This is a genomic window from Methanobacterium sp., from assembly GCA_016222945.1.
Taxonomy (GTDB): domain Archaea; phylum Methanobacteriota; class Methanobacteria; order Methanobacteriales; family Methanobacteriaceae; genus Methanobacterium_D.
Genome location: JACRPY010000002.1, coordinates 796,651 through 813,361, shown reverse-complemented (window position 1 = coordinate 813,361; position 16,711 = coordinate 796,651). Strand labels below are relative to the sequence as shown.

Below are 16,711 nucleotides of genomic sequence, written 5' to 3'. Positions count from 1 at the left end.
TTTTTACTGATTAAGTTAGTATCTACATTAATAATTCTTAAATTCAATTATATTAATATTTTTCACATTTTTAAGGTGTTCTCCACCAGATAAATTTAAAATTTCCACATTTTCATTTTCTGCTGCCCATTCAGTGAGTTTTTTTGCATATTTAAGCTTTCCACGCTTTATTTCATCGGCTTTATCTTCATGATTTTTTAAATCTGGCCTTGAATACTTAGTAACAGTATCACCAAAGTCCATTCCCGCTAAAACTATTAATTTTGCCCCAAGTTCAATGGCTAAAAATATACAGCGGTCCCCATCAGTAAAACCACCGAAATTATAAACATTTTCTAAAGTAATGCTTTGGGTGGTTCCCATTACATCATGCAATTTTGGAACATACTCCTTAACTTTATCCATGTTGTTACCATGAGCATGGACTGCTAAAATAGCCCCATCCTTGTTAGATTTAATTATATCCTCCATTTTACCATCTAAATCTGTAACAATGATATTTGGAATTATATTTTCTTCTACAAGTGCTGTTGTAGCTCCATCTGCAGATATTAATGTGAAATCATCTAAATTTTCTGTTTTTAATTCATGAATATTTCGTTTAAGAGACGGCCCTGCACCAAATACTATTACTTTGCTTTTTATCTTTATTTGGTGATGATTTAAGCCTTTTTGCTATTTTAATAGATTATTTAGTATTTCTGCAGATTTTTCATCGTCATCTTTAGAAAACCCAAATTCATCTAATATTCTTTTATACCATGAAAACCATATATCCAAATCCATATAAAGTAAATATATTAAATCAACATAAATAAAGTTGTTTAAGTTAATTAATATTTATTGGAGGTTATCAAATTCATAGAATTTGTGACCACAAAAAATTAAAATTTTTTGGAGGTTGAAGAAAACCAAAAGTTTTCTAAACCCCAAAATTGAAACTTGCAAAACTAAAGTTTTGCGTCCCAAAAAATCAAGGATTTTTTGAGGAATTTTGGAGGATTATAAATGGAGGAAACCTTGTTAATGATACCTGGACCTACTAAAGTAGCCCCACGGGTATTAAAAGCCATGTCAGATGCTATAATGAACCATAGAAGTGCAGAATTTGCTGAAATTCTCGTTGAAACCAACGAAATGATGGCAGAAATATTTCAAACAGAAAATCCAGCATATACAATAACCGGTTCTGGAACAGCCGCAATGGAAGCAGCTGTTGGAAACATTCTAAACAAAGGAGACAAAATCTTAAACGTTGTTGGGGGAAAATTCGGTGAAAGATTCCTGCAAATAGCTCGTGCAACTGGAGGATCTCCATTAGAACTTAAAGTAGAATGGGGAACCGCAGTAAACCCTAAAGATATTGAAAACATCTTAGATGACAACAAAGACATTAAAGCTGTGACCATAGTCCATAACGAAACTTCAACTGGAGTTACAAACCCCATAGAAGAAGTTGGAAACATCCTTAAAAATTACGATGCATTATACGTTGTAGACACAGTTTCATCCCTTGGAGGAGATGATGTTGCTGTAGACGATTATAATATTGATATTTGCGTGACCGGTTCACAAAAATGTCTTGCAGCACCACCAGGAATGGCTGCAATCACAGTAAGTGATGATGCATGGAATGTGATTGATAAAGTTGATTCAAACTCATACTATCTTGATATAAGAAAATATAAAAAATATGGAAATAATAAACCCGCTGAAACACCCTACACACCATCTGTTTCATTAATGTATGCTATGCGCGAAGCATTAAGCATGATTATGGAAGAAGGTCTTGAAAGCAGGATAGAAAGACATAAATTAGCTGCAGAAGCCACAAGAAATGGTGTAAAAGCTATTGGTCTTGAACTGTTTGCACAAGAAGATGTTTCATCTGCAACAGTAACCGCCGTTAAAATGCCTGAAGGTGTATCTGACAAAGATATGCGGGGTACCATGCGAGATAAATATGGAATTGTGCTTGCTGGTGGTCAAGACCATCTTAAAGGCAATGTTTTCAGAATAGGACATATGGGCAATATTACCTACAAAGATATTATAACAACAATGTCTGCACTTGAAATGACCTTAAAAGGCCTTGGATTTAATATCGAATTAGGAAAAGGAGTTGCAGCAGCAGCAGGAACTTATATTGCTTCTGATCACTTCTAATTCTTTTTTTTATTTTTAATTTTTGAATAAAAAAAATAATTGAATTTTTTGGAATTTTAAAATTACATAAAAAAACTTATTTAGAGTTTAAAAAACTATTTCTTACCTTCCTACGTCCCTAATTATGGCAGCAACTGTTTTTATAATTATAAATCCATCAGTCCATGCTTGACGTATTATATAATCCGGTCGCAAGTAAAAATTTCTGAAAGCTTTTCTCTGCAATTCTTTAAGCTCATCTAAAGAGCAGTCAACTGTTTCTAATACTGGAGTTAGTAATGTGTATTTTGACCAGTCGTCCACTCTAATTAAATTCTGTTTAGATGCATTCATATAAAAATCAGTTCCAGGATAGGGTGTTGCCAGTGAAAATATTGCATATGACGGATTAAGGGTTTTTACAAAATTTATTGTCTTTTCAATGCTTTGACGGGTGTCTCCAGGCATTCCCAGCACTGCTGATGCGATTGTTCTTACTCCAAGCTTCTTTGTAAGTTCAAATGTTGTTTTTATCCTATCAATAGTAACATTTTTATTTAGATTATCCAGATTCTGTTGATCTCCCGATTCAACACCTAAAAAGAGAGTGATACATCCTGCATCCCTCATTTGCTCTAAAATTTTCGTTGATAATGTATCAACACGGGCAGTGCAGCCCCAATATACATCGAGGTCTCTTTCTTTAATGTCATTGCAAACTTCTTCAACCTTCTTCCTGTTCATGGTGAATGTATCATCCATAAATGCAATCATTTTTGAATTATGAACATCAATTAAATGTTCCATTTCATCAACTACGTTTTTTGATGAACGTGACCTTAATTTATGACCGTGCATGGCTGATGAAGAACAAAATGAGCAGTGATGCGGGCATCCTCTGCCTGATATTAATGTTCCTGTTGGTAATTTAATATTAAGAATTTTATATTTGTCCATAGGTAAAAGATGTCTTGCAGGAAATGGTAGTTCATCTAAATCTTTTATTATTGGCCTTGGAGGTGTCCTAAATTCTCTGGTGGCGATTCCTTTAACTTCCCTTAAATCCCCACCATTTTCTATAGCCTCTGCAAGCTCCAGCATGGTGTATTCGCCTTCACCACAAACTATAATGTCTATAAATTCATTCTTTAAAAGTTCGTTATGTGTAAAAGTCGGGTGATAACCCCCTAAAACTATATACGCATCAGGACAGACACTTTTAGCAATTCTTGCAGTTTTAAGGGCTTGAATAATTGTGGGCGTTAATGCAGTTACGGCTATTATATCCGGTGAATATTTTTGAATATCTTTTTCCAGTTCTTTCCACGTCATTTCAAGGGCAGAACCGTCTATTATCCTTACATCAATTCCATTTTCTTCAAGAACCGCCGCTATGTAGGATATACCTAATGGCGGAGCTACAAGGCCTATGAATTTATATTTAGATGCAGTATCTGGAGGATTTATTAATAAAACCTTCATGTGTTCACCTTACTATTGTTTACATATTCATACTGTAACCTTAAATAACATTTGTTATGAGATTATTTTAGGTAAAATTATCCCTTCTTCTTTATCCACCATCATATCAATTAAATAAGGTTCATCCAATTCTAAAGCATTTTTAACTGATTTAAATATTTCTTCTGGAGATTCTATTCTCTCTGCTCTAATTCTGTAGGCCTTTGCAATTTCAATAAAATCCGGATTTTCAAGTTCAACTTCATACTGTTTGCTGTAATGCATATTCTGCCACTGCTTTATAATTCCAAGACAGCAGTTATTTATGATACAAATTAATATGGGAAGCTTATTCTGGGCGATTACTGCAAGTTCCTCCATTGTCATTTGGAATCCGCCGTCGCCAACTATTAAAACCACTTTTTTTTGTGGTTTTGCAAGTTTTGCACCTATTGCTGCTGGAAGCCCGTAGCCCATTGGTCCAAATCCTCCAGAAAAAATCAATTCTGAAGGTTGAAGAGCTTGTTTAAGTAGTGTAACCCATGTTGTATGCGTTCCAGCATCACTAATTGTTATAGATTCATCTGAAGCATCTAATATTTCTTTTATAGCTCTTTGAGGTTTAATTGGAACATCATGATAATCTGTTTTAACATCAAATGTTCTTTTATGGTTTTCAAGTTCTTTAAGCCATTCTCTGGTGTTTTTAATATTTATATTACTTATTTTATCTAAAAATTGGCCTGCATCACCTTGAATTTTAATATCACCATCTAAAACTTCACCATCAGGGTTAATATGGATTATTTTAGTTTTTCCAATCCCTATTTTAGTTCTTTCTGAGAATCTGCATCCAATAGCAATTATAAGGTCACAACTTCCTCCAGCATAATTTGCTGCTGTTGTACCTCTCAATCCAATCATTCCCAGACAAAGAGGGTTGTTTTCTGGTAAAACGCCCCTTGCAGAGTAGGTTGTTGTAACTGGAATTTTATATTTTAGAATAAAATCTCTAAGTTCCTCCACAGCATGTGCCCATATAACTCCAGTTCCGGCAAGAATAAGTGGCCTCTTTGACATTTCTATTAATTTAATTGCATCATCAGTCCCATTTAATGAGACATGAGTTGAATTTTCAACTTCATGATCCATTACATCCTCACGTATGTTTTCATTTAAAACATCTTTAGGAAAATTTAAATGAATAGGTCCAGTTTTCCCATTTTTAAATGAATTAATTGCCATTTTTAATTTTACTACGCCATCTTCTGGATCTTTAATATTAAATGATTCTAAGGTGATTGGCTTGAAAACATCAACAATATTTATATCCTGGAACGTGTTTTGACCTTTAAGATCCCTTGGCACATCCCCAGTAATTACAATCATAGGTATTGAGTCTTTAAACGCTGTAGCAACACCCATAGTTAAATTTAACGCTCCGGGACCTGCTGTTGCAACACAAACACCAAAATAACCAGATGCTCTTGCATATCCATCTGCAGCATGCACTGCACCCTGTTCATGGCGCATTAAGACGTGTTCAATGTCAGATTTTCTTAATGCATCGTAAAATGGTAAAATCTGCTCTCCAGGATGTCCAAAAATAAACTTTACATTATCAGATTCTAAAATTTTAATCAACGCATCTGCACATCTTATTTTATGGTCTGATGGATTCATTGATAGGTTTATGATCTTTAATTTTATTAAAGTTAATCTATTTCAACAAATTCTTGCAGATTTATTATATTAATGCAATTTGCTCATTTTTTTTGATCTATTCCTATTTACATAACATAAATGGTAAAAAAAATTAATTCAATGATTAATAAATTCTATTTTTCATTATTTTATATTAATTATTCATAGCAGAAGAAAGATCATTTAATTTTCAAAGTTATTAAAATCGTAAATCAAATAATATATAGACTTTTCCAAATAGTTTTTAAAATGAATAATCAATAAAGAATAAACTAAATGAATATAATAAAATAAATTTACAAGCTTACTTCACTAAAATTTTTTAAGAAACTGATTTTCTTATTATATCAGGTGTTAAATTTGACAGAATTACAGAAAAAACGAATAGAATCTGCTTTTTCGAAAATAAAGAATTATTTAAGAGTTAATGAAGAGCATAAGATATTAAACCTTCATGCATTAATTGCAGTAATAGGAAGTATAAGCGTATTGCTTATTTTAGAGGGAGGAGAAGAATCATTACCCCTTACATTACATTCTTTACTGGTACTTATAGAAAAAACATGTGTAATTATTGTAATCGCTTATATTGTTTCACGTATTAAATATTTTCAGGAAATACTTGACGGAAAATTTACTCTTAAAAATCAGGCCATTATCATATTAATCTTTGGAGTAATTTCCATTTTTGGATCCTTTTCTGGAGTAGATGTCTTTGGTGCCATTGCAAATGTCAGGGATCTCGGCCCTATGATTGCAGGTTTAGTTGGTGGACCCATAATAGGATTAGGAGCCGGACTTATTGGTGGACTTTTCAGATATTTCTTTTTAGAAGGTCCAACCACATTAGCATGTTCAATTGCTACAATTCTTGCAGGATTATTTGCAGGACTCGTATTTTTAGCAAATGGACGTAAATTCATTGGAATTTTTGGCGCTGTAGTATTTGCCGTTTTAATGGAAGCATTCCATATGTTATTAGCACTTCTTATTGTAAAACCCTATTCACAAGCGCTTGCAATAGTTGAAGAACTTAGTATTCCTATGATTCTTGCAAATGCTCTGGGTATCCTCGTTTTCTCATATATTATATCAAATCTTTTAAAAGAGAAGAAAACTACAAAAGAAAGAGATATGTATTTTGACGAGCTTGAAAGGAAAAAGAATGAGTTAAAAGTTGCACAAAAAATTCAGGAGACTTTTTTGCCAGATGCAATCCCCTTGTTAAATGATTTTGACATTGCTGCACTTAATATTCCTGCAAAAGAGGTGGGAGGAGAGTTTTACGATTTTATTCCACTTACAGATAACAAAATAGGCATTGCCATTGCAAATGTTTCTGAAAAAGGTGTTCCAGCAGCTCTTTTAATGGCCCTATCCAAAACAATAGTTCAAACAAAAGCCAGGGAAACTCATCAAGCTTCTGAAGTAATGGAGTACTTAAATAAGCTGGTAATGGTCGAAGCAGACTCTGGAATTGATTTATCCTTATTTTATACCGTATTAGACTTGAAAAATAAAACTCTTAGCTATATTAATGCTGGACATGATTCTCCTTTAGTTTTCAAAAAGGATACTGGAGATATTATAGAACTTGTAGATGAGGATTTCAATTTAGGTAAAATAATAAATATAGAATTTAAAGAAAAAGAAATAGGTTTAAGCTCGGGAGATATCCTTATTCTTTATACAGATAGTATTATTAACGCTTTAAATAAAAAAGAAGAACTTTTTGGAATTGAAAGGCTTAAACAGTTTATTAAAGAGAATTATGACTTACCATCAAAAGATTTAGTTGGGACTATAAAAAAAGAAATCTTATTTTTCAGCAAAGATAAGCCTCAGTTTGATGATATGATTTTAATAGCCCTGAAAGTTAAATAGATAAACTTAATTTTGATAAGAGTCTTGAATATTCCATTCAATGAATAATAAAAAATTTTCCAATTTATTTTTATTTAATTAATCATTGTAAAAATCAGTTAATTTATTTTGTTCAAATTAGATAATAGTAAGCAGTGATTTGATATTGAAATATTCTAAGCTTGAGGAGATAAAATGCCAAAGGATTTAGATGCTCTGCTTAAAGAAGAACGGATTTTTAAACCTTCAGAGGAAATTATAAACGAAAGCAATATCATGCAATGGATGAATAAACATAAAATAGAAAACTACGATGATTTACTCCAAAAAACAGGTGCAAATCCTGAATGGTTCTGGGATGAACTTGCAAATGAACTTGAATGGTTTAAAAGCTACAAAAAAGTTTTAAAATGGAAACCACCCCATGCAGAATGGTTTTTAGATGGAAAATTTAATATTGTGCATAATGCTCTGGATAGACATGTGAAAAACTGGAGAAAGAATAAAGTTGCCTATATATGGGAAAGTGAAACAGGAGAAGTCCGTAAACTAACTTATTTTGAATTATATCGAGAAGTTAATCGATTAGCCAATGCATTAAAGAATATGGGTGTAGAAAAGGGTGATCGGGTAAGTATTTATCTTCCCATGATTCTGGAACTTCCTATTGCCATGCTGGCCTGTGCAAAGATAGGAGCAGTGCACAGTGTGGTATTTTCAGGTTTTTGGGCCAAAGCATTCCAGGAAAGGGCTAATGATGCTAAAGCAAAAGTAGCCATAACTGCAGATGGATTTCACCGTCGAGGAAAAGTAATTAAACTAAAAGATACTTTAGACACAGTAATGGATAAAATACCAAGCATTGAAAATGTAATTGTAGTTAAAAACTGCGAATGCGGAGCCTATATGAAAAAGGGTAGGGACAGTTATTGGGACGATGCCCTGCAAAAAGAAAGTCCTAATTGCCCTACTGAAGAATTAGATTCAGAAGATCCTTTATTTATTCTTTACACATCCGGAACCACGGGAAAACCAAAAGGAGTTCTGCACACACATGCAGGATATGCAGTAGGAACATACACTACTCTTAAACTCGTTTTTGACATTAAAGATGAAGATATATGGTGGTGTGCAGCAGATATTGGCTGGATCACCGGACACAGCTATATTGTGTATGCTCCGCTCATAATGGGAGCTACATCATTAATGTATGAAGGAACTCCAGATTATCCTGACCCTGGAAGATTATGGAACATGGTTGAAGATTATGGAGTCAGTGTTTTTTATACAGCCCCTACTACAGTGCGAATGTTCATGAAATATGGGGAAAAATGGCCTCAAAAACATGATTTAAGTACTTTGAGGATTTTAGGCTCTGTAGGAGAGCCCATTAATCCAGAAGCTTGGATATGGTACTACAAACACATTGGAAACAGAAAATGTCCTATTATGGACACATGGTGGCAAACCGAAACAGGGATGCACATGATAACACCCTTACCTATCTCTAATTTAAAACCTGGTTCTGCACTTAAACCGTTTCCAACTGTTAAGGCAGAAATACTGGATGATTCCGGAAACGCTATTACTGAAGGTGGAGGGCATCTTGTGATTAAAACTCCTTGGCCTGCCATGTTTAGAACTCTTTTTGGAGAACCAGAACGCTATGTGGAATCCTACTGGAGCGAGTTTCCTAATCAATATTTAAGCGGAGATGTGGCTCGTGTAGATAAAGAAGGTTATTTCTGGATTCAAGGAAGGGAAGATGATGTATTAAATGTAGCCGGACACAGGATAAGTACTGCTGAGGTTGAATCTGCTTTAGTAAGTCATCATGCTGTGGTGGAAGCAGCAGTGGTTGGAAAACCAGATTTACTTAAAGGTGAAGAAATTGCAGCATTTGTAACTTTAAAAGAAAATTATGAATCATCCCCTAAACTTAAACACGCCTTAAGAGAACATGTAAGAGCCGAAATTGGACCTATAGCCAGTCCATCTTACATTGGATTTGTTGATGATCTTCCTAAAACAAGATCTGGAAAGATTATGCGTAGAGTGATTAAAGCTAAAGTAAAAGGAGAGGATGTGGGCGATATAAGTACCCTTGCAAATCCTGAAGCTGTTGATGGATTGGATAATGCTCTTTAATTTATTCCCTTTAAAATAGGTCATATTGACTACCTATCATTCATTCACATTTAACCACCAGTATCCTATCCTGACATGCCTCTATGCATGCTGGTGTTATTTGATTGGAATCTAGACATAGTGTGCATTTATGGGCTGTAAGATCCTTGACAAATATTCCTTTATATGGACAAACTTCCAGACACATTTTACATCCCACACAGAGTTTATCATTAACTACCACTATATTATTTTTTAATGTTATGGCATTTACCCGACATGCTTTTTCACAGGGTGCGTCATCACATTGCTTACAAAATGAAGGTATATCCTCAATTTTTTTTATTCTACTAATTCCATGTATTTCTTTACATTTTTCCAGGCATAAATTACATTTGTAACATTTTAATGGATTTTTTATCATTATCCGTGGATTCATTTTTTTCACCTAGATTAGTGGGAATTAACCCGTTTAAATTAAAATTATATGTCTAATTAAGTTTTTAAAAAAAATATGAAGCCTGAGAATTAAATTTGGAGGCGGTTATTTGAGAAATTAATTAATTAATTCTCAGACTCATAAAATTGAAGGTTCATGCGGACTTTTTCTTGGCTCCCAGTTATTTTCTGAAAGTTTCTCCTTAATTTCATCTTTTCTTTGATAGGGAATTTCTTTCTCACTTCTCACATACTGATTTATATCTGGAGGCATGCAACCATAGAATCTATTGTAGATATCTACATAATTGGTTAATTTGATCATTCTTCCCCTAGGATTATCGTTTGGCCTAATACATAATTTCGCTGCCATTATCATGCATTCATTCAGGCTTTCAGCAGAATATGCTAGATGTACAGGGGCAGGTTCACACATTACTTCTGTTCCGTCTCTTTTGTCTTTAATATCCCTTAATTCTCGGTCGTTTCCAAGATATAATCGCTTGTATTTTGATGCTTGAGGGCCAATTACTGCAGGGATTCCCCATCGGTTGGCTCCAGTGGCTATTGCAAATGCTTTTTGAGACATAGCTCCCCATGCAATTACACAAACACCTATCCTGTTCAATATGTAATCAGCAATTTCAGTGAAGTTATTTTCCAGAGGTACATTAGCAAAAATATTGGCTATTTTTATGGCACTACCAATTGCATGGGCATTTGCAACACAAGGCCCTAAATTAAGGAGTCCTCCTCTATCAAAATCTCCACTGTATTTTTCATATAAAGTTTTACCCTCTTCGTCTTTTTGAAGTGAAATGTCCATAGCGGCACATCCAGCCGCTAAAACTATGTAACCTCTTTTTAAAAATTCTTCTGCTATTTTATGGACTTCTACTTCCCCATTAGTGTAGTTGGAGCATCCTGCAAGTGCTATAACTCCAGGTATATCACCAAAAACTATGGATGCTCCTACTTTCCGTATTTCAACATCCTGAATCGGCCCCCGTCCAGTTCTCATCAAAAATTTTTCTGAATCAATTTTTTTCTCGGAAGCTAATCTTATAATATCAATCAGAGGTATGTTTTTTTCACATTGCTCCATACAGTTACCACAACCCACACATTTACCATAAAAACTAGACATGAGAGATATGTCTCCATTTTTAGCTTCTTCAAAAGCTTCTTTGATAGGCAGCATAGCTGGACATGTTCTATTGCATTGTCCGCAAGAGTTACATAGATCAATATATGGACCTATATCATTTTCAACTTCTGAGATAAAACTTTTGTCACAACTTTTTCGTTTAACTTCAAGACATGAAGTATCACAATGTGTGCAAGTAGTACATTTAGTGTCAGCTTCGAAGATATCAATTTCATCAGGATTTAACTTTTTTAATCGACTATGAATCTCATTCTTTTCTTTGATCCTGATTACTAAATCAACAGCAGCCTTTCCAACTTTTTCACTATCCCTTATTAGAGCACCAGGTATTTTTCCAGTCAGTATTTCATTAACAATTTTGTAATGAGTTTCTTTGGTTTTATCAGGGAGTCCTAAAGAACAATTGTCACTGGTAGTGATAATGGGTATATTTTTTTCAGCACAGAGTTCAAAAATATCCGCCCTTATACATTGTTCGTCCAGAACCACCACATCAGGTATTCCGGATTTTATAAACATAAGCTGACGAGAAATAGGGCCTATGATCTTTGATTTTGAAGAGTACCTTCCCATTTCTATGGCACTACAACAAAGTCCGCAAATTTCCAGGTCTTCCAATAAGTCCATTTCTTCAGCATAGTCAATAATTTCACTACTGGGCACTATGTTGTGACCTATACACAATATAACAGGTTTTTCGCGGTCAACTGCACCCATTCCAATTTCTATCATAGGAACGTCAGCTTCGCCTTTATTTAAGTCGTATTGATTTATCTGTGCTAATTCTGCAACTTCCAAGGATAGTGTGTCTATCATTCCCGCATGAAATGCTTTTGATTCAAATTCTAAGTAGTATCCTTCCTGGCCAGTATGAGTAGCTGCCATTAGATTGGTTAGTTCTTTTTCCACACACACCATGACTTTATCCAGGTCTCTGGCATTTTTAGGAGTCATTCCAGTTAATGTAGTAATAATTGGAGATAATACCTCAATAGAATTACCATATTCTAATTCTAATTCCGGGTTTTTTTCCAGTATGTGGTCCACTAAATGTCTAGCATGTGCCGCATGGGTAGAAGCGCCGATGCCGCTGCTCATTAATACCATTCGGGACTGCTGTTTTTCCAGGTTTATACCACAAGCTCCCTTTTTGTTACCTGAAAGATCACACCGCCCATAAGTGCATAGGCAACACATATCACATAGGGGTGCATAAAATGGCTTGAAATAATAAAGTAATTTAAAATCCCATTCTCGAAGTAAGGAGTAGTTTAAACTAATTTTTTTATCCAGAATATCATAATTAACTTTTTTTTGCTTTAAATACGAATCTATTTCTTCAAAATCCATATTAAATCCTTTAATTGAAAGTTGGTTATCTTTCATTTGACGGGTTTGAACCATAACATCACCTTTATATACTATCATTATTAATCATTACATATGTAGTTTGTCATCATTAATCATTACATATGTGATTAATACACCTTCTACAAATATTGGCGGTGATAGAATGTCAGCATGGAATCCTGCATTGATAAGCATAAATCCAGCAACTGTTTGGCCGCCTGAAATGGCAGCTTTAACAATTAAACAATCAAAAAATCCTCTTTTTGTAATGGGATCTTTACTGAATGATATTCCAGAAGAGATATCAGAAAAAAGTTTAGAAATAGCAAAAAAAAGAAATATAAAGGTGGTTGCTACCGGAGGTTCTAGTTTAACCTTATCCAAATTAAATTTCAATGCCGAAGTTATTGGTGTAATTGAACTGATTAATCACCTAAAAGACCCGGAATGGAAAGGTTTTGATGGTCAGGGGAACTATGATCTGGTATGTTTTATCGGAGTTCCATATTATTTAGGCTCACAGGGTTTATCTACTTTAAAGAACTTTGCACCACATATAAAGACCTTAACTTTGTGTCGGTTTATGCATCCCAATGCAGATATGTCCTATCCAAATATTTCCTATGAAGAATGGGTGGATTGGTTAACAAAATTAATTGATAAGTTAGAATAATACTTCAATAGAAGTATATTTTTTATTTTTATGATTATTTTATTCGCCCATTCCCCGAATGTAGTTAGTTAATTTAGTACTATTTTTAACGCCTTATTAATCCATTTTACGCTGTTATTGTAAACAAATTGGAAAAATTTCACGTAAGTGTTTAGATTTTTCTTGGAAACCCTGATTTTGTACTGATTTGGAGTTGCATTTAGAACAATAAACAGCAGCAGCCCATCTTATATGTATAAAAATCCCCCTAGCTCTGCCTTCATCAATACATAATTCTGGGATTAAAAATATCTCCCTCAATGGCCGAAACCGGCACAATATAATAAATATTAACCCTCTGTTAAAAAAAGACTTAATTTAAGGGAAATATTTTCAAAAAATAAAAAAATAATTTACCCTAGGAATCCTCTTAAATTCGCTGCCCTTAATATGTTTTCACCTAAATTTTCTGTTTTATTTGCATTCAAAGAAGACCTGATAATATCTGTTAACTTTTTATGATTTTCATTTATTTGAATATTTTTAAGTAAACTTTCCATTAAATCATTTTTCCTAATATTTTTGGGTAAGAATACGGGTTCTGGATTAAAAAATTGAAGAGCATCCTTCAAATCATCTTTAAAATTTAAATACACATTTTCAATAAATAATATGTCATCATCATCAAGTACATTGATTCCTAAAATCTCTGGAGGTAATCCTAATGAATATAGGGCACAGGTAAAGGTTATGACTCGAGGTAATGAAATCCCCCCAATATTACGTGCATAGCCAAAAAGGCCAATATGTAACTTTCTTTTTCTCCGAACGGGAATATATTTAGCAATTTTATTAATTACTGGAGCAATTTCAAGTATTTGTCTTTGATATTCATTACTATACTTTTCTATTATTTCTATACATCTTTCTTCGTCAATTTCTTCAGGAATAGTTGTTTTTCTTTCATTCAGTATTTTAATAGCCGATATGACCTCTTTAGGAGGATTATCATATTTAAATGAAGATTGAATCGTAAAAGTATGTGCATTGGGATATTCCTTTGAAATCCTCTCTACAGTCTGAGGTCTTAAATTACTCCTAAATGGTGCCGAACCCATTCCAATTATGGGATATATTTTAACGCCAGTTTCTTGTTCTAATTTTACCAGTTTTTGCAGAGCTATTTTATTTAAAATAAGTGCACTTATAAATCCATAATTCATGGCAGGGTCTGATCTTGCTAAGAAAACTCTTTGATATTCAACAGATTTATCCTTTAAATAATCACGGGTCATATTATGGGCATTTAGCATGTTTTCCATATCTTCAAAAAGAGGGATTACATTAATTTTTTCAGGTTTAAATTCACCAATCCACTCAGCTATAGTTATATCTCCTTGTTTGAATGGTTTGTTTTGTTTACCCACAACAAAATCGTGGTAATATCTGTAAATTCTGTCAAGGCAGTCTGAAGAAGCAGTCATAGGTAAAATTACCTCAAATACAGGCACATTATCTTTCCCATAAAATAATTTAGCGGCGTCAAATGAACGAGGTATGCTTTCTAGGGTTTCCAGCAAAATTTTTGCTTCTGCTTTTTCAACTGTAGGATTTGGAACTCTCAAGGTTATAAAATTATCTTTACCTAAAATTCTTTCATTAAAAAATGATCCATATTTGGTAAGTAATTTTTTAACCACGTAATTATCTACTTCTTTACCTTCACAATCCCACATTTGTTCATTGCAACCTAAATGAGAAAAAACATAATAAGCTTCGGTTATCTCGTCTTCACCACTAAGTTCAGGGTCTGTTGAAAAAAATGGTGGATTAACATTATCTGGATGTTGAGTACTCATACATCGTGGTATTTTCATTAATTAATCCTCCTTAAATTTCAGTTATTTTTTCCACTGAAAATTTCTCAGAAATCCATAATCCTATTACTTTATATGAACCTTTTAAATTCTTAATTCTTTCTACAGCCAACATAACCTGTTGTTTATGGGTTTCATTATCAACCGGGTTTCCTAAACAATCGTAATGTCCCACAATAAAAATATATTCAGATCTATGTTTATCCACAGAAATTTCTAATTTATTTAGAATATTTCCTATATTTGAATTTAAATCTGCCAAAACTCCGTCCATCCCAGGTTCGGTTATTAAATCAACAAAGTCAACATTATAGTTTTCTTTAATCCATTGAATTACTGGCAACTGTACTCTGCCATCCATACAGTTAAGACATACTGCAAATTTATTTGTCACAGGGTATTTCTCCTTTTATATCTTTTAAAATTTCCTTTAAGGACATTACATCTTTGAACCATTCCTTACCTGTTATTTCATTGGTACATGAACAATAAACCTGTGAAATCAAGTTCTTCAATTTTGGAGGAAGAGGTTTCGGCTGAAGGGCACAATTATCTTTCCAGTTTATTCTATCTTTTTTCTTTGCTTCTTCAGTAGCACAGTGCCATTCGGTATCTCGATAGTACATCCTTGTGATTTCTTTACTTACTGGAAGGTCATTAAATGTAAAACGGCATTCATCTAAAGTTCCTAACACATCAACTACCATTAATTGACGTTTTGGACCATATCCAAATTCTATTTTTCCATCTTCATTTTTTAGGCCGATTTTTGAAAATTCCTGAGATATCATCTTATTAATAATAGTGGTAACGTCTTTTAATTCATCAAGTTCTTCCTCACTTAAACTTGATATTTCTTGAGCTTCAAGAGGTCTCAAATATCTGTCAGTGACTTCTAATTTAGTTGAAAAATCTATTAAGGGTTTTTTTAATTTTTGATTTGGAACCGGAGGATTTTTTAATCCTAAATCTTCAGGAATTATCTCGGATTCATTTAAACGTTTAAAAACACTGCTACCTTCAGGTAAAACGTTTCTATAAATGATTTCAAGAGGTATTAAAAAATTTCCTTTTAGATTTTGTGAATATATGTTGTAATCATATTGATTATTCTCAAACTTGGGAGTGATAACACGTAAAAGCTTGACTTTCATCACTTTTGACGGATTATTTAATTCTGAAAGATTTTTTGCATCTCCATTTTCCATTAGGCCCATATAATGATTTGAAATCCCTAATTCGTCCAGTTTTTCAAAGAAATATGCACCTAGGAGTGCAATAGATTTTCCTTTATGATCTATGTGATCAGGCATTCCTCCCCAATCAAAAATCGAGTATCTATTGGAAAAAGTGAATATCCCTTCACCTGGTTTTTCAAAAGTTGGATTTTTTAAAATTTTAAGGTCTTTAACACTGCCCATTTATAAATTCTCCTATTTTGTTGACACTAAATAATTTAATATTAACATTAAAAGCCCTAACATTACAGCAAGGCATATTACTGAGTTAAATGGTCCTTTTTTATTTTCAAGACATACTCCTCTATTCATAATGATTAATTATTATAGAATTATGAATTCAAAATTTTTTTAATTTTTTGAAATTTTTAAATATTTGCCATTTTTAACCAAATTTCTTCTCATATAAATTCCATAAGTTATATTCTTTCTTTTTAAGAAATTCCAATAAATTAGATCATTTTTCATCCTATTCCTCCAATTAAACCAAGAATAACCTCTGAATTCCCTAAACACTTATTTATTGGTTTTTAACCAAATATTCATTATATTAAATAACCATGTTGTCATACTATTTACATCATATCATCCTTTTCAAACTTTAATTAAAACTATAAATATTGTTATATAAAAATGTTCGTTATATAACTACATTGCTATATAGCAACATTAAAAGTTAAATGGTATA

General features: G+C 33.1%; 11 protein-coding genes and 1 pseudogene. 4 read left to right on the top strand and 8 right to left on the bottom strand.

Annotation, left to right across the window (positions count from 1 at the left end):
- Positions 1–27: 27 nt before the first annotated feature.
- A pseudogene (locus tag HZC47_04335) lies at positions 28–786 on the bottom strand (DUF115 domain-containing protein).
- A gap of 222 nt (positions 787–1,008) precedes the next feature.
- Between HZC47_04335 and HZC47_04330 the strand changes: the two are divergent.
- Entirely contained in the window at positions 1,009–2,166 is a 1,158-nt protein-coding gene (locus HZC47_04330) for an alanine--glyoxylate aminotransferase family protein (GenBank protein ID MBI5680104.1), read from the top strand.
- A gap of 102 nt (positions 2,167–2,268) precedes the next feature.
- Here HZC47_04330 and HZC47_04325 read toward each other — a convergent pair whose 3' ends face one another.
- Both HZC47_04325 and HZC47_04320 read right to left on the bottom strand, forming a co-directional pair.
- Positions 2,269–3,627: a cobalamin B12-binding domain-containing protein gene (locus tag HZC47_04325; protein MBI5680103.1), complete on the bottom strand. Its 1,359-nt coding sequence runs from the start codon at positions 3,625–3,627 to the stop codon at positions 2,269–2,271.
- 54 nt (positions 3,628–3,681) lie between these two features.
- Entirely contained in the window at positions 3,682–5,289 is a 1,608-nt protein-coding gene (locus HZC47_04320) for a thiamine pyrophosphate-binding protein (GenBank protein MBI5680102.1), read from the bottom strand.
- 564 nt (positions 5,290–5,853) lie between these two features.
- Between HZC47_04320 and HZC47_04315 the strand changes: the two genes are divergently transcribed.
- Both HZC47_04315 and acs read left to right on the top strand, forming a co-directional pair.
- Positions 5,854–7,194, top strand: a complete 1,341-nt coding sequence (locus HZC47_04315; protein ID MBI5680101.1) for a SpoIIE family protein phosphatase — start codon at positions 5,854–5,856, stop codon at positions 7,192–7,194.
- Positions 7,195–7,368: 174 nt separating this feature from the next.
- Positions 7,369–9,321, top strand: a complete 1,953-nt coding sequence (gene acs / locus HZC47_04310; GenBank protein MBI5680100.1) for an acetate--CoA ligase — start codon at positions 7,369–7,371, stop codon at positions 9,319–9,321.
- A 40-nt stretch (positions 9,322–9,361) separates the two neighbouring features.
- Here the strand turns inward: acs and HZC47_04305 are convergent, their stop codons facing one another.
- Both HZC47_04305 and HZC47_04300 read right to left on the bottom strand, forming a co-directional pair.
- Complete coding sequence (locus HZC47_04305; protein MBI5680099.1) at positions 9,362–9,739, bottom strand: 4Fe-4S binding protein; 378 nt, start codon at positions 9,737–9,739, stop codon at positions 9,362–9,364.
- A 138-nt stretch (positions 9,740–9,877) separates the two neighbouring features.
- Positions 9,878–12,310, bottom strand: coding sequence for a 4Fe-4S dicluster domain-containing protein (locus HZC47_04300; GenBank protein MBI5680098.1), 2,433 nt, complete (start codon positions 12,308–12,310; stop codon positions 9,878–9,880).
- A 109-nt stretch (positions 12,311–12,419) separates the two neighbouring features.
- Between HZC47_04300 and HZC47_04295 the strand changes: the two genes are divergently transcribed.
- The gene (locus tag HZC47_04295) at positions 12,420–12,929 is read left to right on the top strand and encodes a CO dehydrogenase/acetyl-CoA synthase complex subunit epsilon (protein MBI5680097.1); all 510 of its coding nucleotides are present in this window, start codon (positions 12,420–12,422) and stop codon (positions 12,927–12,929) included.
- A gap of 392 nt (positions 12,930–13,321) precedes the next feature.
- Here the strand turns inward: HZC47_04295 and HZC47_04290 are convergent, their stop codons facing one another.
- Genes HZC47_04290 through HZC47_04280 form a run of 3 tightly spaced genes read right to left on the bottom strand, consistent with a single transcriptional unit; the run spans position 13,322 to position 16,206 of the window.
- Positions 13,322–14,785 (bottom strand): phosphoenolpyruvate carboxylase, encoded by a 1,464-nt coding sequence (locus HZC47_04290; protein MBI5680096.1) that lies wholly within the window; start codon positions 14,783–14,785, stop codon positions 13,322–13,324.
- Positions 14,786–14,798: 13 nt separating this feature from the next.
- On the bottom strand, positions 14,799–15,146 hold the full coding sequence (locus HZC47_04285; GenBank protein ID MBI5680095.1) for a hypothetical protein: 348 nt from the start codon (positions 15,144–15,146) through the stop codon (positions 14,799–14,801).
- 22 nt (positions 15,147–15,168) lie between these two features.
- Positions 15,169–16,206 carry a phosphoribosylaminoimidazolesuccinocarboxamide synthase gene (locus HZC47_04280; GenBank protein MBI5680094.1) on the bottom strand — a complete coding sequence of 346 codons (1,038 nt, stop codon included), beginning with the start codon at positions 16,204–16,206 and terminating at the stop codon, positions 15,169–15,171.
- Positions 16,207–16,711: the final 505 nt, after the last annotated feature.